The following is a 26,046-nucleotide window of genomic DNA, read 5'->3' on the forward strand; positions in this document are numbered from 1 at the left end:
GCGCGGTTCACTCCGCGGCTGCGGCAAGACAGCGATCGATGATGCTGCCGATTTCGCTGCGGCAGGAGCCGCAATTGGTTCCAGCGCTGGTTTCCTTGCCGACCGCCTCGACGCTGTGACATCCGCCGCGCACGGCAGCCGCGATCTGGTTGACCCCGACACTGAAGCAGGAGCAGACGGTGGCGCCCGGATCTGGCCTGCCTGCTCCCGGACGACCCGCAACGAGCGCAAAGCGTTTCCTGAGGTCGCCATGCGAGGCTGAAAGCTGCGAAATCGCCCAGTTGCGCGCGACGGCGACGGGCTCGCGTGCCAGAAACAGCGCCGCAAGCAGGACCTCGCCGTCGAAGAAGGCGAGCCTGAGGTCGCCGGATTGCCGGTCGGCATAACCAAGCGGTTCGATCTCGGCCGGAATGGCGAAAACCGCGCGGCACCAGGCCGTCCAGTCTTCGACGGTTTCGCCGAAGGCAAGCTCCAGCCGCCAGCCGCCGGCGGCTTTCGCCAGCGCCCAATAGGCGGCATCAGGCGCGGCGGGTTTTGTGGCAGAGACGGCGAAACCGTAATGGGTGGCGCGGAAGGGCCGGACGGCGACGGCAACGTTCTTCGACGCCGGCTGACCGGAAACGGGATCGGTTATCGGCGCGACCACCGCGTCGATCCGCGCTTTTGCAGCAAACTGGTCGTTCCAGTGCATCGGCGCAAAGATGCCGCCGCGTGCCTGGCGATCGGTGACCAGCGCCCTGACGATTGCCTTGCCGTGCGGGCTGTCGATCTCGACCAGGCCCGCGCTTGATATGCCGGTCTCGATCGCGTCGCGCGGATGGATCTCGGCAAAGGGTTCGGCGATATGGGCGGAAAGCCGCGCACTCTTTCCGGTTCGGGTCATCGTGTGCCACTGGTCGCGGATGCGTCCGGTATTTAGCGTGAAGGGGTACTCGGCATTGGTGCGATCGGTTGCGGGCGGTTTGACCGCGACGAAGCGCGCCTTGCCATCAGGATGGAAGAAACCACCCTCGGCGAAGAAGCGGGTGATGCTGGGTTCTGTCCCTGCCGCCTGCGGCCACTGGAAGGGCGACAGCTCGTCATAGGCGCTGCCGTTTATGCCTGCGCGCGCGCCGATATCGAAATCGCGGCTGCCGTTATTTTCGAAGGCGGAAAGCGCGGCGTGCTCCGCAAAGATTGCGTCCGGCGCATCAAAATCGAAGGCGGCGGCAAATCCCATGCGGCGTCCGACCTCCGCAAGCTGCCACCAGTCGGCCCTTGCATCGCCGGGGATGTCGAGAAACGGCCGTTGCCTTGAAATGCGCCGTTCGGAATTGGTGACGGTGCCATCCTTCTCGCCCCAGCCGAGCGAGGGCAAAAGCACATCTGCGTGCCGGGTCGTATCCGTCTCTTTCAGGATGTCCGACACGACGACGAAAGGACAGGCGGCGATCGCGCTTTCGACGCTATCGGCATCCGGCATCGAGACGACGGGATTGGTCGCCATGATCCACAGCGCCTTGATGCGTCCGTCGGCTACGGCTTGGAACATGTCGACCGCCTTCAGGCCGGGCTTTGCTGCGATGACGGGCGAGTTCCAGAAGCGCTGCACGCGATCCCGGTCTTCGGCATTCTCGATTGCCATATGGGCGGCAAGCATATTGGCGAGACCGCCGACCTCGCGCCCGCCCATGGCGTTCGGCTGTCCGGTCAGCGAAAACGGTCCCATGCCGGGGCGGCCGATGCGGCCGGTCGCCAGGTGGCAGTTGAGGATCGCATTGACCTTGTCGGTGCCGGAGGAGGATTGGTTGACGCCCTGGCTGTAGCAGGTCACGACCTTCGGCGTCGTCTCGAACAGGCGGAAGAACTCCCTGATCTGCATGGCGGGCAGGCCGGTCCGTTCCAGGAGATCGTTGATATCAAGCGCGGCGGCGGCCGCAAAAGCGTCGCCGAAACCTTCGGTATGGGCGCCGATATAATTCTGGTCGATTGCCGGACTTGTCACGAGATGGGCAAGCAGCCCCATGAACAGTGCAACGTCGCCATCAGGACGGATGGCGAGATGCAAGTCGGCGATGTCGCAGGTCATCGTCCGGCGCGGATCGATGACGACGATCCGCATGTTTGGCCGCGCCGTCTTTGCGGCGGCAAGCCGCTGGTAGATGACGGGATGACACCAGGCAAGGTTGGAGCCGGTCAGGATCACCAGATCCGCAAGTTCGATATCCTCATAGGTCCCGGGCACCGTATCGGCGCCGAAGGCGCGGCGATGCCCCGCTACGGAAGACGACATGCAGAGCCTTGAATTGGTGTCGATATTGCCGGAGCCGATGAAGCCCTTCATCAGCTTGTTGGCGACATAATAATCCTCGGTCAGCAACTGGCCTGAGACGTAGAAGGCAACGGCGTCAGGCCCGTGTTCGGCGATCGTTTCAGAAAAACGGCGGGCGACCAGATCAAGCGCCTCGTCCCAGCCGCTCTGTTTGCCTTCGATCTCGGGATGGAGAAGCCGGCCATCGAGATCGATGGTTTCGGCAAGGGCTGAACCCTTCGAGCAGAGCCGGCCGAAATTCGATGGATGTTCCGGATCTCCTTTCACGCTGACTGCGCCTGCCTCATCGACCGTGGCGACAACGCCGCAGCCGACACCGCAATAGGGACAGGTGGTCTTGACCTCAGCCGCCATCTATTCCGCCGCCATCATCAGGCTTTCCAGGGCGATGAACAGCCTGCCGTCTTCGTTCAGCACCGATATCGTCCGGACCTCGCCTTCGTCGGCGCCGAGCGCCTTGCCGGTTTCCAGCGAGATCACCCAGTTGTGCAGCGGGCAGGTGACTGACTTAGCGTGGACGATGCCCTGGGAGAGCGGGCCGCCCTTGTGCGGGCAATGATCCTCGATGGCGAAGACTTCGTTTTCGGCGGTGCGGAAGACGGCGATCTTGCCCTGCGGTGTCTTCACGCAGCGCGCGCCGCGCAGCGGGATGTCGGAGATGTCACCGATTGCGATCCAGTTCATGTCCATCTCCTTACTCTGCAGCCTGCGGATAGCCGATCGTCGCCATCGGCTTGAACTCGTGCTTGTCCTTGCCGGAAACACGCTCCGACCAGGGGTCGACCTGGGCAAATTTTTGGCTGAAGACGAAGCGCTCGTAATAGGCTTTGCGCTTTTCGGCATCACCCATGATCTGGCGGCGGATTTCCTCCAGGCCGACGCGCTTTGCCCACTTGTAGATGCGCTCGAGGTAACGGGCCTGCTCGCGGTACATCTGCGTCAGCGCCACGATATACTCCAGTGCCTCGTCCTCGGTCCGGACAAGCCCAAGGACCTCCGTGCCCTTGATGTCGAGGCCGGCAGCACCGGCGAAATGGATCTCGAAACCGGAATCCACGCAGATCACTCCGATATCCTTGCAGGTTGCTTCCGCGCAGTTGCGCGGGCAGCCGGACACGGCCAATTTCAGCTTGGCCGGCGTCCAGGAGCCCCACATGAACTTTTCGATGCGGATGCCGAGACCGGTGGAATCCTGGGTGCCGAAGCGACACCAGTCGGAGCCGACGCAGGTCTTCACCGTGCGCAAGCCCTTGGCATAAGCCTGGCCGGAGACGAAGCCCGCCTTGCCAAGATCGGCCCAGACGGCGGGCAGGTCTTCCTTCTCGATGCCGAGCAGGTCGATGCGCTGGCCGCCGGTGACCTTCACCATCGGGATCTCGAACTTGTCGACGACATCCGCGATGGCGCGCAGCTCATTCGAATTGGTGACGCCGCCCCACATGCGCGGAACGACGGAGTAGGTGCCGTCCTTCTGGATGTTGGCATGCACGCGTTCATTGATGAAACGCGACTGGTAGTCGTCGGCATATTCGTCCGGCCAGTCGCTGACCAGATAATAGTTGAGTGCCGGGCGACATTTGGCGCAGCCGCAGGAGGTCTTCCATTCGAGCTCCTGCATGACGGCAGGAATGCTCTTCAGACCCTTGGCCTTGATCAGCCGGCGAACGTCGTCATGGCCGAGTTCGGTGCAGGTGCACATCGGCTGGACCGCAGTCGGATTGTAGCTGTCGGCGAGCGTCAGCGCCATGAGTTGTTCGACAAGGCCGGTGCAGGAACCGCACGAGGCGGATGCCTTCGTGTGAGCGCGTACGTCGTCGAGAGACGTCAGCCCCTTGCCTGAAATCGTCGAGGTGATCTTACCCTTGCATACGCCGTTGCAGCCACAAATCTCCGCGTCATCCGGCAAGGCTGCAACGGCCGCCATAGGGTCCAGCGGCGACCCTCCCTGATAGGCCTGTCCGAAGATCAGCGTCTCGCGCATCTCCGAAATATCGGTCGCCTTCTTCTTCAGGTCGTTGAACCAGGCACCATCGGCGGTTTCGCCGTAAAGCACGGTGCCGATGATCTTATTGTCCTTCAGCACCAGGCGTTTGTAGACGCCGGCGCTGGCATCGCGCAGCACGATCTCCTCGCGGTCGTCGCCATCGGCGAAATCGCCGAGTGAATAAAGCTCGATGCCGGTGACCTTGAGCTTGGTCGGCGTATCCGCGTGAACGAAGGCCGGCGAGCGATCGCCGGAGAGATGCGCGGCGGCGATGCGGGCCATTTCATAGAGCGGCGCAACGAGACCATAGACCATGCCGCCCACCTCGGCGCATTCGCCGAGCGCGAGAATATTGCCGTCCGAGGTCTGCATGCCTGCATCCACGACGATGCCGCGATTGACCGCAATGCCGGCGTCCTTTGCCAGGCCGACGCTTGGACGAATGCCGACGGCCATGACGACCAGCGTTGCCGGGATGATGCGGCCGTCGTCAAGCTCGATGCCCTCGACCTTGCCGTTGCCGACGATCGCCTTGGTATTGGCCTTGCAGATGACCTTGATGCCGCGTTCCTCGACTGCCTTCTGCAGCAGATAACCGGCGGCGGGGTCGAGCTGGCGCTCCATCAGCGTCGGCATGACGTGCAGCACGGTGACGTCCATGCCGCGCTGGGCAAGGCCGGCCGCCGCTTCCAGGCCAAGCAGGCCGCCGCCGATGACGACAGCCTTTTCGCGCGACTGAGCGGCAAGCAGCATCGCCTGCACGTCGTCGAGATCGCGATAGGTGATGACGCCGGGCAGATCCTTGCCGGGAACAGGGATGATGAAAGGCACGGAACCGGTTGCGATCACCAGCTTGTCGTAGCTTTCGGTGACGCCGTGGTCGGAGGTGACGGTCTTGGCGGCACGATCGATGTTGACGATCTTGTGGCCCTTGTAGAGCATGATGCCGTGCTTGATATACCAGCCGTCACCGTGAATGATGATCTGCTCGTAGTCCTTTTCTCCGGAGAGAACCGGCGACAGCATGATGCGGTCGTAATTGACGCGCGGCTCGGCATTGAAGATCGTAACTTCATAGCGTCCCGGCGCCTGCTCGAAGAGGTGCTCCAGCATGCGCCCGGGCGCCATGCCATTGCCGATGATGACGAGTTTTTCGGTCATATTTCCAGGTCCTTAGATCAGGTTGCAGCCACGGGCGCCGAATGCCCTTGGCGCGACAGTTGCTTTACGGACAGGTGCATCCAGATGAGAGAGATCACGACGATCGCGAAGAGCAGCAGGAAACAGCTGGACCAAAGGCCGGTCATGTCCTTGAGGAGGCCAAAGGCAATCGGGAGGATGAAGCCGCCAAGGCCGCCCATCATCCCGACGACACCGCCGACTGCGCCGACGTTTTCGGGGTAGTAGGCCGGAATGTGCTTGTAGACGGCAGCCTTGCCGAGGCTCATGAAGAAGCCGAGCACGAAGATGACGACGATGAAGATGACAGGGGTGATGCCGAACGCCGGACCCGCCCCGCCACCAGAAGCAGCCGGCAGCGAAAGGATGAGAGTGGCGACGGCCGACACGGCAAGCATCGTATACATCACGCTGCGCGCGCCCTTTTTATCCGACAGCACGCCGCCGAAGGCGCGGAAGATGCTGCCCGGGATGGAATAGGCGGCGGCGACCATGCCGGCGGTTTCCAGGTTGAAGCCGTAGACGCCGACCAGATAACGCGGCAGCCACAGCGACAGGGCGACGAAGCCTCCGAAGGCGAAGAAATAGTAGAGCGAGAAGCGCCAGACCTGAACGTTCTGCAGCGGCGCGAATTCCTGCGCGAAACTCTTGGAGACAGCGCGGCGTTCGCGGCGGAGACGGAAGGCCGGATCATCGGTCGTGGTGAACCAGAAGACGATTGCCATAAGCGCCAGACAGACGGCCCAGATCTCCGCAACCGCCTGCCAGCCCCATGCGAGCAGCACGAAGGGAGCGGCGAACTTGGTCACGGCGGCGCCGACATTGCCGGCACCGAAGATGCCGAGCGCGGTTCCCTGCTTCTCAGCCGGGAAGAAAGGCGAGACATAGGCGACACCGACCGCGAAGGAGCCGCCGGCGAGGCCGACGCCGAGGCCGGCGATCAGCATCTGCGTATAAGTCTGGGCGTAAGAGAGCAGGAAGGTCGCCAATGCGGCGGCCAGCATGGTCAGCGTGTAGACGAGACGGCCGCCGTAACGCCCCGTCCAGATGCCAAGGACGATGCGCACGAGCGAACCGGTGAGCACGGGGGTGCCGACCAGCAATCCGAACTCGGCCTCGTTCAGGCCGAGATCCTGCTTGATGCGAATGCCGATGATCGCGAAGATCGTCCAGACGGCAAAACAGAGGGTGAAGGCTACAGTGGAGATCCACAATGCCTTGGCTGGTTCGCCGGCGGACATGAACTGTGATTTCTCGATGACAGACATAACTTCTCCGAGGCCCGACAAGGTCGTGCCGATCCATCGCTGAGGGTTAAAACAAAAAGCCGCTGGTCAGGACGCGCATACCCGAGGCGCGCAAAATATCCTGATCAGCGGCTTTGCTGGTGGCGCCCGCCGTTGGACGCCGAATTCTTGGGCCTTCTGGCCCACTTGCCTGGAAGCAATCCGTTGGCCGGATTGCTCAAGCTAAAAACCTACCTCTTCAAACCGAAGAGCAGTCTCTGTATCTTCCGCGAGCGTCTATCACTCACTCTGCACTGATCGCCATTGACCGGTGCAATAAAGATCATGCAAACTGCGTGCCAGTTTTGTGATCTGCGTTCAATCCACTGAATACAAATGATATTTTACGAAACGCGCCGCCTGCTTGTTTTTCGGGCCACCACCCGCTCATGCAAATATTTTGTGCGCTTGTCGTGAGGCGGGCAGATACTTGCTGGCGTTTTGTGCAGGCCGGCATCGGTTAGACCTCGTCGTCGGAAACGAAGGCGAGGGCGCTTTTGACGGCAAAACCTGCGACGTAGTCCGGCAGCCTCGCCGGGTCGAAGACGTGGCCGTCCATGAAACGGTCGCCCTCGTCACTGCCTTCGATGCGGATATCGGCATCTTCAGGTGATTTGTCGTCACCGAGAGCCGTGCGATAGAGATCCGGGCGGTAAGCGGATGCTGCGGCCCTTGCCATGTTGAGGCTGATCTCGGCCTGTCCCCAGCGGATCATCTGGCTGTAGATCCAAAGCGCCTGGCTTGGCCGGGGATAATTGGCGAAGCCGGAATGGAACATGAAATAATCGGCGATGATGCGGCGGTTACCCTTTGCGTCGAGGCTGAATTCGCCGGCGAGCACACGGCGAATGATTTCGACGGGGGCAGCGATATAGCGCGGGTCGGCAAGAGCTGCCGCCAGCGCATCGTGATTTTCCGGCCGATCGCACCACTGGGCTGCCGCGTCGAGCGCCACGATCAGCCGGGAAACGGTTTCCGGATGGCTTTCCGCCCAGTCCGGCCGCATGCCGATCACCTTTTCAGGTGCCGACGGCCAGATATCCTGTTTGGCGGCGACGATGCGGCCGACGCCGCGCTCTGAAGCGACCATGTTCCACGGCGCACCGACGCAGAAACCGTCGATCGCACCGGCCGCCAGCGCATCCGAAGTCATGGGCGGCGGCACGACGACGAGCTTGACATCCTTGTCGGGATCGATGCCGCCGCCTGCCAGCCAGTAGCGGAATTCGTAATTGTGCGAGGAGAAGGGGTAGGTGACCCCGAAAGTCGGCAGCGGCTCGCCGCGGGCCTTCATTGCCGCCAATGTTTTTGCCAGGGCGCGGGCATTGTCGAGCGCGCTTGCCGTTTCCGGCAATCCCACGTCATTCCGCATCCTGTCGAAGAGCCGCGTCGATAGCGTGATCGCGTTGCCGCCGCGCCCCAGCGAAAATGGCGTGATCGTCGGTGAGGGATTGGAGCCGAGACCGAGCATGGAGGCGACGGGCATCGGTGACAGCATGTGGGCGATGTCGAACTGGCGGAATGCCAGGCGGTCGCGCACATTCGCCCAGGAGACGTCCTTGACGAGATCGAGCGTCAGGCCTTCCTTCCGCGCGAAGCCGAATTCCGCCGCCGCAATCAGCACCGATGCATCGACGAGCGGAATGAAACCGGCCCGCAGCACTTTCGGTCCTTCGCTGTTCACCCGCACGGGCGACGGCATGTCGTCGCCGGAGTTGGAGGTCGTTGTCATCATATCCACTCCGGTTTCCTCCGGAAATTCATCAGGTCGGCCATTACATCAACAGCCCCGCGGCAGTGACGACGCTCTGGGCAATTTCCGACATCTTCTTCTTTTCGTTCATCGCTGTCTGGCGCAGCAGGGCGAAAGCCTCTTCCTCGGAGAGGCCGCGCATCTTCATCAATATGCCCTTGGCGCGCTCGACCAGCTTGCGTTCCTCCAGCGCGGAGCGGGCATCGGCAAGCTCCCGCCGTAGCCGGTTGAAGGCATTGAAGCGGCTGACGGCCATGTCGAGGATCGGTTTGACGCGTTCCTTCTTCAATCCGTCGACGATATAGGCCGAGACGCCGGCATCGACGGCAGCCTCGATCGAGGCTGTGTCGGAGCGATCGACAAACATGGCGATCGGGCGGCTGACGGTGCGCGTCAGCTGGAACAGGTGCTCCATCATGTCGCGGTTGGGATTCTCGATATCGATGATGATCACGTCGGGCATCAGCGTTTCGATGATTCGCGCGATGCCGTTGACCTCATGCACCACGGTGACGCGCACATGCCCTGCCTCGCGCAGGCCTTCTTCGATGATGGAGGCGCGAATGGCATTTTCGTCGATCACCAGAATTGTCAGATCGAGATGCGTCATTGCTATATTCATGACGCAGTGCAGCAAATTTAGCAAGGCGTTCGCCTGAAAAATGTGCAAAAATAGGTGTGCGCAAAAAATAATCAAATTGCCGAAATTTCGGGCGGGATCAATATACCGCGTCGGCAAAGTCTTCAGGGCCGCGGTATTTCGGATGTGAAATGGGGAACGTCATAGCCGCGCTTGACCTGTGGCCGCGCCGCAAGCCTGAGATACCATCGTTTGACGTTCGGGAATGCATTCAGGTCGATCTCGTGGCGCTTAAAACGGGAAACCCAGGGCCAGACCGCCATGTCGGCGATGGAATAATCGTCGACGAGATAGTCGCGGCCTTCGAGCCGCACGTTCAACGTCTCGTACAGGCGGCGGGTATCCCTGCGAAAGAGATCCTCTGCGAACGGCGCTTCACCTGCATTGTAGGTCAGGAAATAATGGGCGTTGCCGAGCGTCGGCCCGAAGCCGCCCATCTGCCACATCAGCCATTCGATCGTGTGATGCCGGGCGGCACCCTGCGGGGGCAGGAAGCGGCCGGTCTTTTCGGCGACGTAGAGCAGGATGGCGCCGGATTCGGCAAGCGTGATGCCGGTCTCGTGATCGACGATAACAGGAATCTTACCGCCCGGATTGATGGCGAGATAATCCTGCTGGAATTGATCCCCCTTGGTGATGTCGATCGTGTGGGGGCGGTAGGCGAGGCCGAACTCCTCGAGTGCGATCGAGACCTTCAAGCCATTCGGCGTGATCCAAGTATAGAGGTCGATCATCCCAGGTTCAATCGAACATCATTTCGTCGACCGGCAGCTTCGTCATTCCGAAGCGCCCGGTGACATCGTCGAGGCCAGAGAACATGTCCCGCAGAGTTTGCACGATTGTCTCGACGCGCGGATCGATGACGCGATAGACGATCGCCTTGCCGTCGCGGCGTCCTTCGATCACACCGGCCTCGCGAAGCTCGCTCAACTGCTGGGAAAGCGTCGGCTGGCGGATACCGAGTTCGTCCTCCATCCCAGAGACCGAGGCTTCCGTCTCCATGAGGTAGCAGACGATCGCCAGGCGGTTGGAATTGGCGATCAGCTTCAGCAATTCGCTGGCTGCTCCGACATCGCGGCAGACTCTTGAGGAAACGGGCTTCGTCAACGGCATCGTCCTTGAATGTTCTATAAAAAAGTAAAGTGACGGAGGTGAAATTTCAACTGCCAAGAAACCCACTTCGGTCAAACCGATAAAAGATTTTATTGGCTCTAGATTTTATGGAATATGCAATCCGATTTCCGCTCGTCGATGACAATCGCTTCCTAGTAATCAATTTATAAAAAAGTAAATTGATTACTAGGAGCCACGTCATCGGTCGCACAGAATGAAAATTGGTGTTCATCCCAACAATCTGCATCTTCGCCTCGCGCGGCTCTGGCCCGGCGCTTTCGTCGATCTGCAGCCGATATTCATCTCCTATGCCGAAGGCCGCGATACGGCGGCGCTGCTGGAAAGTGGCGACATCGATCTCGGCGGCACGGGCTCCACGCCGCCGATCGAGGCGGATATGCGTGGGCTCGGCGTCGAATATGTCGCTGCCTCGGCGCCGCGCCCTGCCAACGGCGCCGTCTTCGTCAGGCGCGGCAGTCCGATCGGCTCCGTCGCTGAACTGAAAGGTCGTCGGATTTCGCTGATCGACGGTTCGTTTCACACCTATCTCCTGGCCCGCAGCCTGGAAGGCGAGGGGATGACCCTGCCCGATGTCGAGCGGGTCGAAAGCGGCGCGCGCGATTCGCTCGCGGACCTGCTCGAAGGGCGCGTCGATGCCTGGGTTGCCATGTCGCCGCGTCTCGAAAAGGCGCTGGAGCGCGATGACGTCAGATTGATCGTCCGCTGTGGCGCGGCCATTCCCAACCGTTCTTTGTTCTGGACATTGGAGCGGAACGGCCTTTCCGCGGAGGAGATCCGGTCAATCGTCTCCGAGCTCAGCCGGATCGGCGTCGAGATCACTGCCGATCCGCGTGCCGCCGCCCGGCTTCTTGCATCTGGCGACCGCGGCGGATCTGGCGACCGCGGCGGATCTGGCGACCGCGGGAGAACGGATATCGACGCCTGGGAAAAGGTGGTGCGTTCGCGCGATTTCACGGTCTTTCCGATCGACGATGAGATCATCGCCGAACAGCAGGAAGAGGCCGACACGCTGCTGCGTCACGGCCATTTCTCCAAGCCCATCGTGCTGAAACGCCCGGAAACGACGAGATAACAAGGAATCAGGCGATGAACGTTTTCTGGTACATGTGCGCGCCCGACGGCGCCTATCCCTGGCAGCCGGAAGGCTCTCGCCAGGTCGACTACGGCTACTACAAGCAGCTTGCCCAGGCCTATGACCATCTGGGTTACACCGGCGCCCTGTTTGCGACCGGCGCCCACGACGTCTGGGTGCTGGCCGGCGCGCTGCTTGCCCACACCGAGCGGCTACGCTTTCTCGTCGCCATCCATCCCGGTCTCGTCGCGCCGACATTGCTTGCCAAGATGGCGGCGACCTTTCAGGAATTCGCCCGCGGCCGGCTGCTGATCAATGTCGTCTCGGGCGACGCCAAGATGCTCGGCGCTTATGGCATGACGCTGCCGCATGACGAGCGCTACGACATGGCGGACGAATATCTTCAGCTATGGCACCGGCTCTTTGCCGGCGAGAGCGTCACTTATCAGGGCAAGTATTTCTCGACCGACGGCGCCAAGCTCGCCTTGCCGGTCGGCGAGAGCATCGCACCGCCGCCGCTCTGGTTCGGCGGCTCCTCGGACAAGGCGCTGGAGGTCGCGGCAAAACATGTGGACACCTATCTCTCCTGGGGCGAGACGCCCGCCCAGATCGGCGAGAAGGTCGAGGCGGTGAAGGCGCGCGCCGCCCACTACGGGCGTGAACTCGAATACGGCATCCGCCTCTATGTCATCGTTCGCGACACCGACGAAAAGGCCTGGGAGGCGGCGGCCGATCTCTATGGTCGCATGGACGATGCGGCGATCGCCGCCAACCAGCGCTTCGTCGCAAGAAGCGATTCCGTCGGCCAGCAGCGCATGACCGCACTGCATGGCGGCCTCAAGCCGGAAAACCTGCGCGATCTCGAAGTTGCGCCGAACCTCTGGGCCGGCATCGGTCTGGTCAGGCCAGGCCCGGGTACGGCGATCGTCGGTTCGCCGGATACGGTTCTGCGCACGCTCGAAGCCTATCAGAAGGCGGGCGTCGATACTTTTATTCTTTCTGGCATGCCGCTGCTTGAGGAAGCCTATCGTTTCGGCGAAAAGGTGCTGCCGCGGCTCGATGTCAGCAGGGAAGTCTCGAAGGCGCGGAACTACACTTGGTCGACGCTCTTCGATCGCGATCTTTCGACCGTCAAGAGCGCCTGATCCTCTCGCCAGAAGGTAAGTTTTGTGGCCACCAGTGAATTTCATCCGATCGAACAAACCGCTCCGGATAGCGGGGTGGCAGCGCGCCTGCTGCGGGCGATCGAGGCGATTCTCGGCATTGCCGCGGCAGTCGTTCTGGCCGTGCTGCTCGTGATGGTGCTCGTCACCGTCTGCCTGCGCTATTTCTTCAGCGCCGGCTTCATCGGTGCCGAGGATCTCGGCATCTGGCTGCATGTGGGCCTGATCGCGCTCGGCGCGCCGCTCAGCCTCAACAGCGCGCTTGCCATGCGTCTCGACGTCTTCGTCAAGATGCTGCCGGAAAGCCTGCAGAAGGTCACGCCGATCGGCGCCGACGTCTTCACCGTGCTTTCGGCGCTGATCCTGAGCTTCGGCGGCAGCGAGATCATGACGATGCTTGGCGGCGTCTCGCCGACGCTCGGCGTGCCGGAATGGATCCGCTTCGGCTTCCTCGGCGCTGGCGGCGCACTGATCCTCGTCGTGCTGCTTCTGCAGCGCATCGCCGAAGGCAAGATCCTGCCGGTTGTGATCTCGCTTGCCGTCGGTGTCGCGCTCTATGCCGGCATCCCGCATGTCTCGCTCGATCTCGACTGGCCGCCGAGCATCTTCCTGGGGTTGATCGCCGCGGTCGGCCTCGTGCTTGCTGCGCCGCTGCCGCACGCCTTTCTTGCCGCGGCCTATGTCGTCATCGCCTTCGGCAGCAGCCTGCCGGAGCCGGCGATCGTCTCCGCGACGGTCACCGGCGTCTCGAAATTCCTGCTGCTCGCCATTCCCTTCTTCCTGCTCGCTGGCGGTCTTCTCACGGCTTCCGGCGTCGCCAACCAGCTCGTGCGCTTCGCCGCCGCAATGGTCGGACATCGCCGGGCCGGGCTGGCGCAGACGACACTGTTGACCAGCGTCCTCTTTTCCGGCGCTTCCGGCTCGTCGGTTGCAAATGCCGCCTTCGGCGCCTCGACCTTCCAGCCCGAGCTGGTCAAACACGGCTATCGGCCGGCGCAGGCGGCGGCGATCATCGCCTCGACATCGGTTCTCGACAATGTCATCCCGCCGTCGATCGCATTTCTCATCCTTGCGACCGCGACCAATCTCTCCGTCGGTTCGCTGCTCGTCGGCGGCTTCTTTGCCGGCGGCTTGATGGCCATATGCCTGGCGGTCGCAATCCATCTGACGGTCAGCGAACAGGTGCCCTTGCCGCGCGCAAATGCGAGACAGCGCTGGCAATCGGCGGTCCAGGCAATCCCGGCTTTCGGGCTCGGCGTCATCGTCGTCGTTGGCATCCGCATCGGTATCGTCACGACCACGGAAGCAGCCGCTCTTGCTGCTTTCTACACGCTGCTGCTCGGCATCGGCGCGCGCCTCGGCATTCTCTCGCTCTATGCCGCCTTCCGTCAGGCAGCAGTCGAAGCGGCGGCGATCGGCCTTCTCATCGGCACGGCCGGCCCCTTTGCCTTTTTGCTGGCGGTCGACGACGTGTCCGGACTGATCTCGCACCTGACGACAGTGCTCGGCGGCAGCGCGCTTACGGTCATCCTGCTGTCGAATGTCATCCTGCTGGTCGTCGGCCTCGTTCTCGATATCGGCGCCGCGATCCTACTCTTCGGCCCGATCCTGCTGCCGGCAGCGGTCGCCGCCGGTATCGATCCCATCCAGTTCGGGGTGATCATCGTCGTCAACCTGATGATCCACGGACTCACACCGCCGCTCGGCATGCTGATCTTCGTCGTCAGCGGCGTCACGCGCATTCCCGCCTCAGAGCTCTTTCGGGCGGTGGTTCCCTATCTGCTCGCTCTCCTGGTCTCGCTCGCAATCCTCTGCGCATGGGCCATCATCTTCTCGTAAACAGGACAACCCCATGGACAATTTCAACCGACGCAATTTCCTGAAGACCGCAGCTCTCGCCGGAACGGCGCTTGCAGCGCCCGCCTTCGTCCGCACGGCCGCCGCCCGCACGACGACGATCACGATCGCCTCGCTGCTCGGTGACGACAAGCCGGAAACGAAGATCTGGGTGAAGATCGGCGAACTGGTCGAAGCGAAACTCCCCGGCCAGTTCAAGTTCAATATCGTCAGGAACGGCGCGCTCGGCGGCGAGAAGGAAGTGGCCGAAGGCGTGCGCCTCGGCTCCATCCAGGCCAGCCTCTCGACGGTCTCGTCGCTCTCCGGCTGGGCGCCGGAACTGCAGATCCTCGATCTGCCCTTTCTCTTCCGCGATGCCGACCATGTTCGCAGGACCGTCGCCGGTGATGTCGGCGCCGATCTCAAGCAGAAACTGCAGGCGCAGAATTTCGTCGTCGGCGATTTCATCAATTACGGCGCCCGCCATCTCCTGACCAAGGAGCCGGTGACGCGGCCAGAACAACTCAAGGGCAAGCGCATTCGCGTCATCCAGAGCCCTCTGCACACCAAGCTCTGGAGCGCATTCGGCACGACGCCGATCGGCATTCCGATCACCGAGACCTATAATGCGCTCGCAACCGGCGTCGCCGACGCGATGGATCTGACCAAGTCGGCCTATGCCGGCTTCAAGCTCTACGAGGTCGTGCCCGATATGACCGAGACCGGCCACATCTGGGCATCCGGCGTCATCTATTATGCCTCGACCTTCTGGGCCGGCCTCAATGACGAGCAGAAGGCGGTGTTCCAGCAGGCCTCCAGCGAGGGGGCTGCCTATTTCAACCAGTTGATCGTCGATGACGAATCCAAATCCGTCGAGACGGCGCTTGCCAACGGCGGAAAACTCTTGAAGCCGGAAGCCTTCGACGAATGGCAGAAGGGCGCCCAGGGGGTGTGGGACGATTTCGCGCCGGTTGTCGGCGGCATCGACAGGATCAAATCGATCCAGGCCGCCTGAGCAAGCGGCGGACGGTTCTCCTGCAGCTTTGAACGGGACCGATGGAAAAACCATCGGTCTCTTCATCGCGCGCACTTGCCGGAAAAATAATGCCGGAGCAGGCCGGAAATCGAAAGAGCATGCCTTCGGTGATCGTGGTATATGACTTACTTAAAATCCTGGAATGGGAAGTTTTTACCTTCGGCCGGTGCGATCCTGTTGACCGCAATGTTGCTACCGCTTCCGGCGGACGGATCCCATGGCCTCGATTTGAGATAAACAACATTGAACACAAGGCTTTGGAGGGCCGACCATGAGCTTACGCATCAACGATATTGCCCCCGATTTTACCGCCGATACCACCCAGGGACCGATCAGCTTCCATGAGTGGATCGGCAGCGGCTGGGCCGTCCTGTTCTCGCATCCGAAGAATTTCACGCCGGTTTGCACGACCGAGCTCGGCGCCATGGCCGGCCTGGCCGGGGAATTTTCCAAGCGTGGCGCCAAGGTCATCGGCATCTCCGTCGATCCGGTGGAAAGCCACGCCAAATGGAAAAACGACATCAAGACCGCCACCGGCTTCGACGTCGAATATCCGCTGATCGGTGACAAGGACCTCAAGGTCGCCAAGCTCTACGACATGCTGCCGGCCGGCGCCGGCGAGAGCTCGGAAGGCCGTACGCCTGCCGACAACGCCACCGTGCGTTCGGTCTTCATCATCGGTCCCGATAAGAAGATCAAGCTGATTCTGACCTATCCGATGACGACGGGCCGCAATTTCAATGAGATCCTGCGCGCCATCGATTCCATCCAGCTGACGGCCAAGCACCAGGTGGCCACACCGGCGAACTGGAACCAGGGCGAAGACGTCATCATCACCGCCGCGGTTTCCAACGAAGACGCGATCACGCGTTTCGGCTCCTTCGATACGGTTCTGCCCTATCTCAGGAAGACCAAGCAGCCGACGGCCTGACTACTGCTTTCAAGCCATTCCTCAAGCCGCCGCGAAAGCACTTCGCGGCGGCTTTTTATTGATCAGACTAAGCGATGGCTTTATGAGCTCTCACCGCATCGCCGAATGCCTGAAACAGCGCACGATTAACAGGGTTGGTTTGCGGATCGTATTCGGCATGCCATTGCACACCCAGAGCAAATCCCGACGCGTCCTTGAACCGTATCGCCTCGATCGTCCCGTCCTCGGCAATGCCTTCGGCAACGACCCTCTCACCAAGTTCGAGGATTCCCTGTCCATGCAGGGAGTTCACCCGGATCGTCTCCCGGCCGAGGATGCGCGCAAACATCCCGTCCTCTATAAGTCGAACATCGTGACGATCGCCGAAAACGATGGTGGGGTCGGGATGGATCTCGCCGGTCTCAAGGCGCGGCATCCGGTGGTTCATGCGTCCGGGCAATTCCCGGATTTCGGGATGCAGCGAGCCCCCGGCGGCGACATTCATTTCCTGAAAACCGCGGCATATGCCGAAAATAGGAACGCCTTGCGCAACACAGGCTTCGATCAAGGGCAGCGCCAGCCCGTCACGATCCTCATCATAAGGCTCATGCTTGGGATCCGGCACCATGTTGAATCGGCTGGGGTGGACATTGGCTCTGGCACCCGTCAGCAGAATGCCGTCGACGACAGCCAGCAGATCCGCGATATCGGCCAGTTTAGGATTGCCGGCAAACATCAGCGGCAACGCTTCGGCGACATCGGCCACAGCCCGCAAATTGTATTCTCCGACAAGCTGGGTCGAGAATCGGCTTTCGATGATGCGGGCGTTCCCGATGATGCCGATTACAGGTCTTGCCATTGCTTGTCACACCCCAAGTCGCAACGCCAGCTGCTACCCAAGCCGCCTGGCCCCTCGGGCAGGTGATTTGCAACGCCGCGAAACCGGAACCGGCCTCGGGCTGACTGCCGGCTCGGTTGTCACTATATGGTTATCCTTGGTCGCGATGCAGGTGCAAGAGCTTTTGCGACCGCCAAGGCAGGTCCGTAAAAAGCCTGAACAAGGCGAAGCTCGGAGAAGCGAATTTCCTTGGCCGAGCCGATGCTCAATCCGGAACGGGAAGGGCGCGCTGGTTGTAGAGGATCTTGCGGATGCGTGCCTGTTCCTCTTCTGAGAGCTTGCTGTTGTCGGTGCTATGATCGGCGCCGACCGCAAGGCCGCGCTGGACGCCAGGTCTTGCGCCGACCTCCTCGAACCATCGCTTGAAATGCTTGAACTCGTTGATGTCCTGACCCTGTGCCTGCCAGTTGACGGTCCATGGATAGCTGACGATATCGGCGATGGTGAATTCGTCACCGGCCAGATAGCGCCGGTCGCGAAGCCGCATGTTGAGAACGCCGTAGAGGCGGTTGGCTTCGTCGGTGAAGCGCCGCACCGCATAGGACTGATCGCCTTCACGATCGCCAAGGCGACGGAAGTGACCTGCCTCGCCGAGCTTCGGCCCCTGGTTCGCCATCTGCCAGATCACCCATTGCGTAACCTCGTATTTGCCGCGCAGATCCTGCGGCCAGAATTTGCCGGTCTTCTCGGCGAGATAGAAGAGGATCGCGCCGGATTCGAACACGCTCAACGGACCGCCGCCATCGGCAGGCTCGTGATCGACGATGGCAGGCATGCGGTGATTGGGGTTGAGTTTGAGATAATCAGGCTTGAACTGGTCGCCTCGGCCGATATTGACCGGCACCAGCCGGTAGGGCGTGCCGGTTTCCTCCAGGAAGATCGAGACCTTCTTGCCGTTCGGCGTCGGCCAGTAGTGGAGATCAATCATCTGCGTATCCTCGTTCGCTCGGGACTTCCTGGCAAACAGGATGCCGCTACGACCATGGCAGGTCGAATATGTTTGTTCCAAAATCGATGGCGAAATTAGAAACCTGTGACCGTCCGTGCCAACAACCGAGGTGCAGATATGGAAATGGGGAAGCGTCGCGCCTTGATCGATGGTATCTAGAATCCAGCGTCGCGATGGAAGTTCGAACCTCATGAGATCCGATGACACGCCGAAAACGTCAGTCCGACATTGGGAAGAGATTGGCCAAGGCCATGCTTTCGCTCTGTCTTCTGTTTTCCCAAGTGGACACGGTAAAGGCCCAGCCTGAGGGGAGCGTCGGGCCGGCGGCCTGCTTGTATTCGGGACCTTCGGCGTTGGGATCCGGTGAGACGCTCTGCATCCGGAAAGATAGTTTCAACCGCGATCTTTGCGTCGCGATCGAGCATTTCGCCAGCGCCAATCACTTGCCGCCGGATTATTTCGCCCGTCTCATCTGGCGGGAAAGCACCTTTCGCCCCGATGCCGTCAGCTTCAAGGGAGCGCAGGGGATTGCGCAATTCATGCCCGGAACGGCGAAACTGCGCGGTCTCGAGGACAGCTACCAGGTATTGGAAGCCCTGCGGAAATCGGCGCAGTATCTCGACGAATTGCGCAATCGTTTCGGCAATCTCGGCCTTGCCGCCGCCGCCTATAATGCCGGTGAAAACGGCCTTTCCACTTACCTTGCGTCAGGCAGATTACCTTACGAGACGCGTGGCTACGTCATGGCGATTACCGCCCATACGGTCGAGGAATGGAAGGATAACCCACCGGAAGATGCGGCCGCCCCGCTCGACAAGGACAAGTCCTTCCTCGATGGCTGCGTGGCGCTTGCGGAGAGACGGACGTTGAAGGACACGCCCTGGCGTCAGGAGGGTGAATGGGCGCCCTGGGGCGTCCAGCTTGCGGCGAATGCGAATGTCGCGGTAGTCAGGCGCATGTTTCTCGATGCCGTGCAGGATCTGCCCGCGCCCCTGAATGCGGAGCAACCGCTGATCCTGCGCCAGCGCGATCGCAGCTTCGGTTTTCGCCCGCGTTATGCTGCCCGCATCGGCCGGCAGACGCGCATGGAAGCCAACGACCTCTGCAACCAGGTCCGCAAACACGGCGGCACCTGTCTTGTTTTCAAGAATCGATAGCGGGCCTGGTCCAGCCCCTTGATCACGAAAAGTCTGCTTGCAGGATCACCTGAGAGCGCAGCATATTCGGCGCGGAAACCAAAGGGAGGAACGACGATGCGGGTTTTGGTAATCGGAGCAACGGGCCATGTCGGAACCTATCTCGTTCCCCGTCTGGTGGAAGCCGGTCACGACGTCGTCACGATCAGCCGCGGCACGGCAAAGCCTTATACGGCAAACCACGCCTGGGCTGCCGTCGATCAGCGTCAGATGGATCGGGCAGCCATGGAGCGGACGGGTGATTTCGGCTCAGCCGTACTTGCATTGAAAGCCGACATCGTCATCGACATGATCTGCTTCACGCTGGAAAGTGCCGAGCATCTGGTGACGGCGCTGTCGGGGCATGTCGGTCACTTCCTGCATACCGGCACGATCTGGACGCATGGCCATTCGACGGTCGTACCGACGCTGGAGGAGACGCCGAAATTTCCCTTCGGCGACTATGGGACGCAGAAGGCGGCAATCGAAACCTATCTGCTGCAGCAGGCAAGGCTTCGCGGATTTCCGGCAACCATCATCCATCCCGGGCACATTGTCGGTCCCGGCTGGACGCCGCTCAATCCGGCCGGCAATTTCAACCTGCAGGTCTTTTCAACCCTTGCCCGCGGAGAGACCCTGGCGCTGCCGAATTTCGGCATGGAAACCGTTCATCACGTCCATGCCGATGATGTCGCGGCAATGTTCATGGATGCGATCGCCAACTGGAATGCGTCGACCGGTGAAAGTTTTCACGCGGTCTCGGAGCAGGCGCTGACCCTTCGCGGTTATGCGGAAGCCATGTCGCGATGGTTCGGACACGAGCCGAAACTCACCTTCGCCCCATTCGACGCCTGGGCCGAAAGTCAGACGGCTGAGGATGCGAAGGCGACCTGGGAGCATATCGCCCGCAGCCCGAATTGCTCGATCGCCAAAGCCAAACGCCTGCTCGGTTACACCCCGAGATACACCTCCCTGCAGGCGGTGCAGGAATCGGTCGGCTGGCTGGTCGGGCAGGGGCGGATCGAGACCTGATCCGCCAGCGCCGCGCGTAGCGGTCGGCTGCTTTTGTTTTACGCAATTCCGGACGGAAAACCGCTTCGCACTTTTCCTGAAATTGCTCTAACGGATCAGGATAGCCCTGAAATCATTGACATTGGTTCCGGTCGGACCGGTTTCGAAGAGATCGCCGGTGGCGGCAAAGCCCGAATAGCTGTCATTGCCGTCGAGCAGCCGGCGCGGATCGAGCCCGGTGGCGCGAAGGCGCCTTGCCGTCTCGCCATCGGCAAAGGCGCCGGCATTATCCTCCGAGCCGTCGATCCCGTCCGTGTCGGCGGCGAGGATATGAATGCCCTCCTGTCCGTCGATCGCAAGCGCCATGGCGAGCGCGAATTCGCCGTTGCGTCCGCCCTTGCCACCCTTGGTTCTCAGCGTCACCGTCGTCTCGCCGCCGGAAAGGATGACGACCGGTTTGGAAAACGGCCTGTTCCGGCCCACCACCTCGCGGGCGATCGCTGCATGCACCAGCGCCACGTCGCGCGATTCTCCCTCGATCGCATCCGAAAGAATGGCCGGCTCGATCCCCTGCGACTTCGCCAGGGCGGCGGCCGCCTCCAGCGAGACGCCGGCGGAGGCAATAATGTGGTGCGCGTGCCGTGAGAAGACTGGATCGTCCGGCCGTGGTGCATCGGCCTTCGGCGAGTTCAGATGGTCGAGTGCGGCCTGCGGCAACTGCAATCCGTATTGCCTGATGATCTCGAGCGCATCGTGCCGTGTCGAACCATCAGGCACTGTCGGCCCGGAGGCGACATGAGCCGGGTTGTCGCCGGGAATGTCGGAGACGATCAGGCTGACGACCCTCGCTTCGGTCGTTGCCGCAAGTCTGCCGCCCTTGATCGTGGAGAGATGCTTGCGCACGACATTCATCGCCGAGATCGGCGCGCCCGAGGCAAGCAGCATTTCGTTGAGCGCGATCTCGTCTTCAAGGGTCAGCCCGTCCGGTGGGGCGGGCAGCAGCGCCGAGCCGCCGCCGCAGATCAGCGCGATCACCAGATCGTCTTCCGTCAGCCCGTTCACCGTCTCCATCAGCCGTTTTGCGGCGGCAAGCCCAGCGGCATCGGGCACCGGATGCGCTGCCTCGAGGATCTCGATGCCGCGTGTCTCGCAGCCATAGCCGTAACGGGTGACCACAACACCTTCGAGCGGTCCGTCCCAGACGCTTTCGAGCGCCCGCGCCATCTGCGCCGCGCCCTTGCCGGCGCCGATCACCACGGTCCTGCCCTTCGGCCTTTCAGGCAGATGCGCCTTGATGCCGGTCAGCGGATCGGCGGCGCGAACCGCCGCGTCGAACAGGCCTTTCAGGAAATCGCGGGGAGCGGTTATCGTCATCGGTGGTCTCTGCTGCCTCGGTGTCGATGGTGATGTGGGGCGCTTGCTGCACCATAGCCTACTGCATAATGCAGCAGTTCAAAGAGTTACAGCGTCTTTTGTAGCTCTCGAAAAGCCGCGCGCGGCGCGGTACACTCGCGTCAGTCGGCGAGGGCCGCCAGGATGCGGACCCAGGATCGTATGCCTTTATGAAAGCTGGAGAGATCATATTTTTCGTTCGGGCTGTGGACGCGGTTGTCGAAGCGGGCGAAGCCGACCAGGAGGGCGTCGCATCCGAGCCGGCGTTTGAATTCGCCGATGATCGGGATCGAGCCTCCAGTGCCGGCAAGGGCCGCTTCGCATTGCCATTCGGTCGAAAGCGCCTGAAGCGTCCTGGTGAGAAACGGACTGTCGATCGGCATGACCGTTGCCGGCGAAAGCCCGTAATCCCTGAAGCTGACCGAACAATCCCTGGGGATACGTGCGCGCACGTGCCGCTGGAAGGCATCGCGGATCGCCTGGGGATCTTGTCCTTCCACCAGGCGAAACGAAATCTTGGCGCTTGCCTTCGCCGGAATGACCGTCTTGAAGCCTTCGCCCGTATAGCCGCCGCTCATGCCGTTGATCTCGCAGCTCGGCCGCGCCCAGATCTGTTCGAGGACGGAACGGCCTGCCTCGCCGGCCGGATCTCTGAGGCCAATATCGCCGAGAAAGGCCTCCTCGTCGAAGGGCAGTCTTTTCCACAGCGCCTTGATGGCGTCGGGGAGCTCTTTCACGCCATCATAGAATCCCTCGACCGCGACGCCGCCATCGGGTCGCCGCAGGCTCGAAACCACGTCTGACAGCACCTGCAGCGGATTACGCGCGGCATTGCCGAACATGCCGGAATGCAGATCTTGATCGGCGCAGGTGATCTCGATCTCCGTGCTGAAGATCCCGCGCAGCATCGTCGTGACGGCAGGCGTTTCTCGATCCCACATATCCGTGTCGCAGACGAAAACCGCATCGGCCTTCAATTCGTCTGCCGTGGCATCCAGAAAGGGTGCGAGGCTCGGGCTGCCGGCCTCTTCCTCGCCTTCGAACAGCACGGTCACCTGCACCGGCAGTTTCCCGGTGACGCTGTTCCAGGCGCGGCAAGCTTCGACGAAGGTCATCAACTGTCCCTTGTCGTCGGACGCGCCGCGCGCGACGATCGCAGTATCGCCGTTCGGCAAGCCTTCCATGCGCGGCTCGAACGGATCGCTCGTCCACAGCGCCAGCGGATCGACCGGCTGGACATCGTAATGGCCGTAAAACAGCAGATGCGGTCCGGATGCCGCCTTCTCATGAGCGACGACCATCGGATGGCCTGTTGTTTTGCGCACCGATGCCTCGAAGCCGATAGCAGCCAGGTCCCGGCTCAGCCATTCGGCAGCAGCCCGGCAGTGATCACGATAGACCGGGTCGGTCGAGACGCTCGGAATGCGGATCAGCTCGAAAAGCCGCGCCAGGCTGTCATCGAGGCTTTGGTCCACATGGGCAAGAACGGCATCGATATCTTGGTCCATGGCACTAGTCATCGTCTCTCCTCAGCGGCTCAATCTTCCGGGTCTAGAATGCAGCATTGCTCGGCCACAGGTATCAACACGGCGGACGCCCCTGTTTCCAGCGGATCGGACAGCGCCCCATTGGCGGTGATCTCTCCCGCTGCGGTCGTGCATTTGTACTGATAGGCCCGGCCGAGATAGGTGCGCGTGCCGAGCACGGCGGCGATGCCATCACCGTCAAGGCTGACGGCAAGACCGTCTGCGCGGCAGGCTAGCACGAAGTCGTCCTTGATCGGCCCGAATGTTTCCTGCGACAGCTGCAGCCGCGCTCCGCCCGTTGTTTCGGCGGTCACAAGCGCGCCGTTGCGCTCGGTCACCTTCATGCGGATCAGGTTCTCGAAGCCGACGAAACGGGCGACGAAGGCGTTGGCTGGCCGGCGATACAGCACCTCTGGCGCGTCGAGCTGCATGATGCGCCCGGCATTCATGATCGCCACCCTGTCGGAGATCGAGAATGCCTCCTCTTGGTCATGGGTGACGTAAAGCGACGTCGTGCCGTTGGCGCGCTGGAGCTGCCTGATCTCGACGCGCATGTCGATCCTGAGCTTTGCATCCAGATTGGAAAGCGGCTCGTCGAACATCAGAAGCGACGGCTCGATGACCAGTGCCCGGGCGAGCGCCACGCGCTGTTTCTGGCCGCCCGACAGAGCCGATGGCAGGCGGTCGGCGAAGGCCGAAAGGCCGACGCGGTCCAGCATGGCCATCGTTCTTTTCGCCCGTTCCTGCTGGGGAATACGACGCTGCCTCAGGCCGAAGGCAACATTGTCCTGGACGCTCAGATGAGGAAAAAGCGCGTAGTTCTGAAAGACCAGGCCGATGTCGCGCGCATGCGCGGGGAGGCCGGTCAGGTCGCGCTCGCCGAGCTTGATGCTGCCGCTGCTTGGCTGCAGAAAACCGGCCACGAGGCGCAATGTCGTCGTCTTGCCGCAGCCGCTGGAGCCGAGCAGGGAAACCAGCTCCCCGGCCATGACCGAGATCGACAGGTCCTTCAGCACCTGCGTGCTGCCGTAATGGGCGGAGATGGAATCGATGGTGAGGGATACGGTCAAGAGCGTTCTACTTTGTCAGGAAGGTGAGACCGAGCGTGGCCTCGACGACGGCCATGACGCCGACTGTGACGAACATCAGCAGCACCGAGACCGATGCGATCGTCGGATCGAAGAACTGTTCCATATGCGCTAGGATCTGGATCGGCAGCGTCGAGATGCCCGGCCCGGTCAGGAAGACCGAAACCGACACGTCGTTGATCGAAGTGATGAAGGCGAGGATGAAGGCGGCAATGACCCCGGCGCGGATATTCGGCAGGACCACGGTCAGGAAGGTCTTCAATGGCGGGCAGCCGAGGCTGATCGCCGCCTCCTCGACGGAAAAATCGAAGGCCGCCAGGCTGGCGCCGACGACACGCACCGAATAGGGCAGGATCAGCAGCGCATGGCCGACCAGCAGGCTGATGAAGATCGGCAGCCCGAGGCCGATAGTGACGGATTTCATCAGTGAAAATCCGAAGACGATCTCCGGCACCAGGATCGGCAGCACGAAGATGGTGGAAAGCCAGCGCGGCAATTCCACCCGGTAGCGGTTGATCGCATAGGCCGCCGGGACGCCGATCAGCAGGGACAGCGCCGTGCCGAAAAAGGCGACCTGCAGGCTGGTGATCGCAGTCGTGCGGAAGGCCTCGATTTCGAAGATATTGACGAACCACCGCAATGTCAGGCCCTGCGGCGGGAAGGTCAGGTAGGTCGTATTGCTGACGGCCGCACCGATGATGATGACGAGCGGTGCGAGCAGGAAGAAGAAAACGCAGGCCGCGAAGGCGGCGAGGATCGGGTGAACGCGCCTGTCCATCACACCGCCATCGGATTGAGCCGGCGTGCGATGCGGCTCATGATGAGGACGACGCCGAGCGTCAGCACCACCATGATGGCGGCGATCGTCGATGCGCCGACCCAGTCGAAAGTCACCATGGCGCGCTGGTAGAGAAAGGTCCCCATCATCATCTGTTTTTCTCCGCCAAGCAGTTGCGGTGTCGCATAGGAGGTGAAGCTGCCGGTGAAGACCAGGACCGCGCCGACGATGAGGCCGGGTGTCGCGAGCGGCAGGATCACCTGAAAGAATGTCATCAGCGGTCTCGCGCCGAGCGAGGCGGCGGCATCGATCAGATCGCGCGGGATGCCTTCAAGCACCCCGACCAGCGTCAGGATCATCAGGGGAACGAAGAGATAGACCATGGCGACGATCACCGAGCCTTCGGTGTAGAGCATCGAAAGCGGCTCCCCGATAATGCCGGTCGAGATCAGCATGGCGTTCAGGATGCCGTTTTTCCCGAGAATGATCAGCCATGCGAAGGAGCGGACGACAACACCGGTCAGCAGCGGAAAAACCGCCGCGATGATCATGATGCTCTTTGCGCGACCGGGCATCTGCGCGATCACATAGGCGGTGAGGAAACCCACGGTGAGGGAGATCGCCGTCGTGACCAGGGCGACCTCCAGCGTCCGATAAAGAACCGCCCGCCGAAAGCCGCTGCTGAAGAATGTCACATAGGGCGCAAACACGCCCTTCGGCTCCGCAAACGTCGCCGCGATGGTGATGGCCACGGGAACGATGAGAAGCACAACGACCGCAATCGTCGCCGGCATCGTCAATCCCCACCTGGCAAAATGCTTCATCTTAAAACTCGTGGCATGTCCTGATATCGGAAGCGCCGCATCTCGGATGCGGATGCGCGGCGCTTCCATGTCTGGCCCAGGTCTGGCCCAGGACTGGCAAT

General features: G+C 61.7%; 23 protein-coding genes. 8 read left to right on the plus strand and 15 right to left on the minus strand.

Annotated elements, in window-relative coordinates:
• Positions 1-7 precede the first annotated feature (7 nt).
• The 8 genes from AC25BC_RS08055 to AC25BC_RS08090 form a co-directional block, all read right to left on the minus strand.
• Complete coding sequence (locus AC25BC_RS08055; protein WP_012757186.1) at positions 8-2,665, minus strand: nitrate reductase; 2,658 nt, start codon at positions 2,663-2,665, stop codon at positions 8-10.
• Positions 2,666-3,001 carry a nitrite reductase small subunit NirD gene (gene nirD / locus AC25BC_RS08060; protein ID WP_017993726.1) on the minus strand — a complete coding sequence of 112 codons (336 nt, stop codon included), beginning with the start codon at positions 2,999-3,001 and terminating at the stop codon, positions 2,666-2,668.
• A 4-nt stretch (positions 3,002-3,005) separates the two neighbouring features.
• Complete coding sequence (gene nirB / locus AC25BC_RS08065; protein ID WP_128439344.1) at positions 3,006-5,456, minus strand: nitrite reductase large subunit NirB; 2,451 nt, start codon at positions 5,454-5,456, stop codon at positions 3,006-3,008.
• Between the two features lie 17 nt (positions 5,457-5,473).
• Positions 5,474-6,742 (minus strand): MFS transporter, encoded by a 1,269-nt coding sequence (locus AC25BC_RS08070; RefSeq protein WP_012757189.1) that lies wholly within the window; start codon positions 6,740-6,742, stop codon positions 5,474-5,476.
• A gap of 478 nt (positions 6,743-7,220) precedes the next feature.
• Positions 7,221-8,501 (minus strand): CmpA/NrtA family ABC transporter substrate-binding protein, encoded by a 1,281-nt coding sequence (locus AC25BC_RS08075; RefSeq protein ID WP_206641035.1) that lies wholly within the window; start codon positions 8,499-8,501, stop codon positions 7,221-7,223.
• 34 nt (positions 8,502-8,535) lie between these two features.
• A complete protein-coding gene (locus tag AC25BC_RS08080; RefSeq protein ID WP_018241751.1) occupies positions 8,536-9,123 on the minus strand; it encodes an ANTAR domain-containing response regulator in 588 nt (195 codons plus the stop codon).
• A gap of 134 nt (positions 9,124-9,257) precedes the next feature.
• On the minus strand, positions 9,258-9,887 hold the full coding sequence (locus tag AC25BC_RS08085) for a glutathione S-transferase family protein (protein WP_128439345.1): 630 nt from the start codon (positions 9,885-9,887) through the stop codon (positions 9,258-9,260).
• A 7-nt stretch (positions 9,888-9,894) separates the two neighbouring features.
• Positions 9,895-10,260 (minus strand): ArsR/SmtB family transcription factor, encoded by a 366-nt coding sequence (locus AC25BC_RS08090; protein WP_012757193.1) that lies wholly within the window; start codon positions 10,258-10,260, stop codon positions 9,895-9,897.
• 220 nt (positions 10,261-10,480) lie between these two features.
• On the opposite strand from AC25BC_RS08090, the gene AC25BC_RS08095 reads away from it, so the two are divergent.
• The 6 genes from AC25BC_RS08095 to AC25BC_RS08120 are packed head-to-tail and all read left to right on the plus strand — an operon-like array spanning position 10,481 to position 16,325.
• Positions 10,481-11,359 carry an ABC transporter substrate-binding protein gene (locus tag AC25BC_RS08095; protein WP_128439346.1) on the plus strand — a complete coding sequence of 293 codons (879 nt, stop codon included), beginning with the start codon at positions 10,481-10,483 and terminating at the stop codon, positions 11,357-11,359.
• Positions 11,360-11,373: 14 nt separating this feature from the next.
• Positions 11,374-12,504 carry an LLM class flavin-dependent oxidoreductase gene (locus AC25BC_RS08100; protein WP_128405741.1) on the plus strand — a complete coding sequence of 377 codons (1,131 nt, stop codon included), beginning with the start codon at positions 11,374-11,376 and terminating at the stop codon, positions 12,502-12,504.
• 24 nt (positions 12,505-12,528) lie between these two features.
• On the plus strand, positions 12,529-14,361 hold the full coding sequence (locus AC25BC_RS08105; RefSeq protein WP_128405740.1) for a TRAP transporter large permease: 1,833 nt from the start codon (positions 12,529-12,531) through the stop codon (positions 14,359-14,361).
• A gap of 13 nt (positions 14,362-14,374) precedes the next feature.
• Positions 14,375-15,373 carry a TRAP transporter substrate-binding protein gene (locus tag AC25BC_RS08110; RefSeq protein ID WP_012757197.1) on the plus strand — a complete coding sequence of 333 codons (999 nt, stop codon included), beginning with the start codon at positions 14,375-14,377 and terminating at the stop codon, positions 15,371-15,373.
• A gap of 41 nt (positions 15,374-15,414) precedes the next feature.
• Positions 15,415-15,669 carry a hypothetical protein gene (locus AC25BC_RS08115; protein ID WP_244432251.1) on the plus strand — a complete coding sequence of 85 codons (255 nt, stop codon included), beginning with the start codon at positions 15,415-15,417 and terminating at the stop codon, positions 15,667-15,669.
• A complete protein-coding gene (locus tag AC25BC_RS08120) occupies positions 15,666-16,325 on the plus strand; it encodes a peroxiredoxin (protein ID WP_003538881.1) in 660 nt (219 codons plus the stop codon). Before AC25BC_RS08115 ends, AC25BC_RS08120 begins: the two co-directional genes overlap by 4 nt.
• A 67-nt stretch (positions 16,326-16,392) precedes the next feature.
• On the opposite strand, the gene AC25BC_RS08125 is transcribed toward AC25BC_RS08120, so the two are convergent.
• Positions 16,393-17,163 carry a gamma-glutamyl-gamma-aminobutyrate hydrolase family protein gene (locus tag AC25BC_RS08125; protein ID WP_017993734.1) on the minus strand — a complete coding sequence of 257 codons (771 nt, stop codon included), beginning with the start codon at positions 17,161-17,163 and terminating at the stop codon, positions 16,393-16,395.
• Between the two features lie 244 nt (positions 17,164-17,407).
• Entirely contained in the window at positions 17,408-18,130 is a 723-nt protein-coding gene (locus AC25BC_RS08130) for a glutathione binding-like protein (protein WP_128439347.1), read from the minus strand.
• Positions 18,131-18,351: 221 nt separating this feature from the next.
• On the opposite strand from AC25BC_RS08130, the gene AC25BC_RS08135 reads away from it, so the two are divergent.
• Positions 18,352-19,308 carry a lytic transglycosylase domain-containing protein gene (locus tag AC25BC_RS08135; protein WP_128439348.1) on the plus strand — a complete coding sequence of 319 codons (957 nt, stop codon included), beginning with the start codon at positions 18,352-18,354 and terminating at the stop codon, positions 19,306-19,308.
• A gap of 96 nt (positions 19,309-19,404) precedes the next feature.
• Positions 19,405-20,358, plus strand: a complete 954-nt coding sequence (locus AC25BC_RS08140) for an NAD-dependent epimerase/dehydratase family protein (RefSeq protein WP_128439349.1) — start codon at positions 19,405-19,407, stop codon at positions 20,356-20,358.
• Positions 20,359-20,445: 87 nt separating this feature from the next.
• On the opposite strand, the gene AC25BC_RS08145 is transcribed toward AC25BC_RS08140, so the two are convergent.
• The 5 genes from AC25BC_RS08145 to AC25BC_RS08165 all read right to left on the minus strand — a co-directional run bounded on the left by AC25BC_RS08145 (position 20,446) and on the right by AC25BC_RS08165 (position 25,945).
• Complete coding sequence (locus tag AC25BC_RS08145) at positions 20,446-21,711, minus strand: glycerate kinase type-2 family protein (protein WP_128439350.1); 1,266 nt, start codon at positions 21,709-21,711, stop codon at positions 20,446-20,448.
• A 140-nt stretch (positions 21,712-21,851) separates the two neighbouring features.
• Positions 21,852-23,249 (minus strand): dipeptidase, encoded by a 1,398-nt coding sequence (locus tag AC25BC_RS08150; RefSeq protein WP_128439351.1) that lies wholly within the window; start codon positions 23,247-23,249, stop codon positions 21,852-21,854.
• Between the two features lie 17 nt (positions 23,250-23,266).
• Positions 23,267-24,325 carry an ABC transporter ATP-binding protein gene (locus AC25BC_RS08155; RefSeq protein WP_128439352.1) on the minus strand — a complete coding sequence of 353 codons (1,059 nt, stop codon included), beginning with the start codon at positions 24,323-24,325 and terminating at the stop codon, positions 23,267-23,269.
• Between the two features lie 7 nt (positions 24,326-24,332).
• Positions 24,333-25,124, minus strand: coding sequence for an ABC transporter permease (locus AC25BC_RS08160; protein ID WP_128405735.1), 792 nt, complete (start codon positions 25,122-25,124; stop codon positions 24,333-24,335).
• Positions 25,121-25,945, minus strand: coding sequence for an ABC transporter permease (locus AC25BC_RS08165; protein WP_012757205.1), 825 nt, complete (start codon positions 25,943-25,945; stop codon positions 25,121-25,123). The genes AC25BC_RS08160 and AC25BC_RS08165 overlap by 4 nt, the downstream gene beginning before the upstream one ends.
• Between the last annotated feature and the right edge of the window lie 101 nt (positions 25,946-26,046).

It is taken from the genome of Rhizobium sp. WSM409, assembly GCF_057653825.1.

Excerpts from the sequence above, each read along its gene's own strand:
- AC25BC_RS08055 (WP_012757186.1), bottom strand. The coding sequence starts at position 2,665 with ATGGCGGCTGAGGTCAAGACCACCTGTCCCTATTGCGGTGTCGGCTGC.
- nirD (WP_017993726.1), bottom strand. The coding sequence starts at position 3,001 with ATGGACATGAACTGGATCGCAATCGGTGACATCTCCGACATCCCGCTG.
- nirB (WP_128439344.1), bottom strand. The coding sequence starts at position 5,456 with ATGACCGAAAAACTCGTCATCATCGGCAATGGCATGGCGCCCGGGCGC.
- AC25BC_RS08070 (WP_012757189.1), bottom strand. The coding sequence starts at position 6,742 with ATGTCTGTCATCGAGAAATCACAGTTCATGTCCGCCGGCGAACCAGCC.
- AC25BC_RS08080 (WP_018241751.1), bottom strand. The coding sequence starts at position 9,123 with ATGACGCATCTCGATCTGACAATTCTGGTGATCGACGAAAATGCCATT.
- AC25BC_RS08085 (WP_128439345.1), bottom strand. The coding sequence starts at position 9,887 with ATGATCGACCTCTATACTTGGATCACGCCGAATGGCTTGAAGGTCTCG.
- AC25BC_RS08095 (WP_128439346.1), top strand. The coding sequence starts at position 10,481 with ATGAAAATTGGTGTTCATCCCAACAATCTGCATCTTCGCCTCGCGCGG.
- AC25BC_RS08100 (WP_128405741.1), top strand. The coding sequence starts at position 11,374 with ATGAACGTTTTCTGGTACATGTGCGCGCCCGACGGCGCCTATCCCTGG.
- AC25BC_RS08110 (WP_012757197.1), top strand. The coding sequence starts at position 14,375 with ATGGACAATTTCAACCGACGCAATTTCCTGAAGACCGCAGCTCTCGCC.
- AC25BC_RS08115 (WP_244432251.1), top strand. The coding sequence starts at position 15,415 with ATGGAAAAACCATCGGTCTCTTCATCGCGCGCACTTGCCGGAAAAATA.
- AC25BC_RS08120 (WP_003538881.1), top strand. The coding sequence starts at position 15,666 with ATGAGCTTACGCATCAACGATATTGCCCCCGATTTTACCGCCGATACC.
- AC25BC_RS08125 (WP_017993734.1), bottom strand. The coding sequence starts at position 17,163 with ATGGCAAGACCTGTAATCGGCATCATCGGGAACGCCCGCATCATCGAA.
- AC25BC_RS08130 (WP_128439347.1), bottom strand. The coding sequence starts at position 18,130 with ATGATTGATCTCCACTACTGGCCGACGCCGAACGGCAAGAAGGTCTCG.
- AC25BC_RS08135 (WP_128439348.1), top strand. The coding sequence starts at position 18,352 with ATGACACGCCGAAAACGTCAGTCCGACATTGGGAAGAGATTGGCCAAG.
- AC25BC_RS08140 (WP_128439349.1), top strand. The coding sequence starts at position 19,405 with ATGCGGGTTTTGGTAATCGGAGCAACGGGCCATGTCGGAACCTATCTC.
- AC25BC_RS08145 (WP_128439350.1), bottom strand. The coding sequence starts at position 21,711 with ATGACGATAACCGCTCCCCGCGATTTCCTGAAAGGCCTGTTCGACGCG.
- AC25BC_RS08150 (WP_128439351.1), bottom strand. The coding sequence starts at position 23,249 with ATGACTAGTGCCATGGACCAAGATATCGATGCCGTTCTTGCCCATGTG.
- AC25BC_RS08165 (WP_012757205.1), bottom strand. The coding sequence starts at position 25,945 with ATGAAGCATTTTGCCAGGTGGGGATTGACGATGCCGGCGACGATTGCG.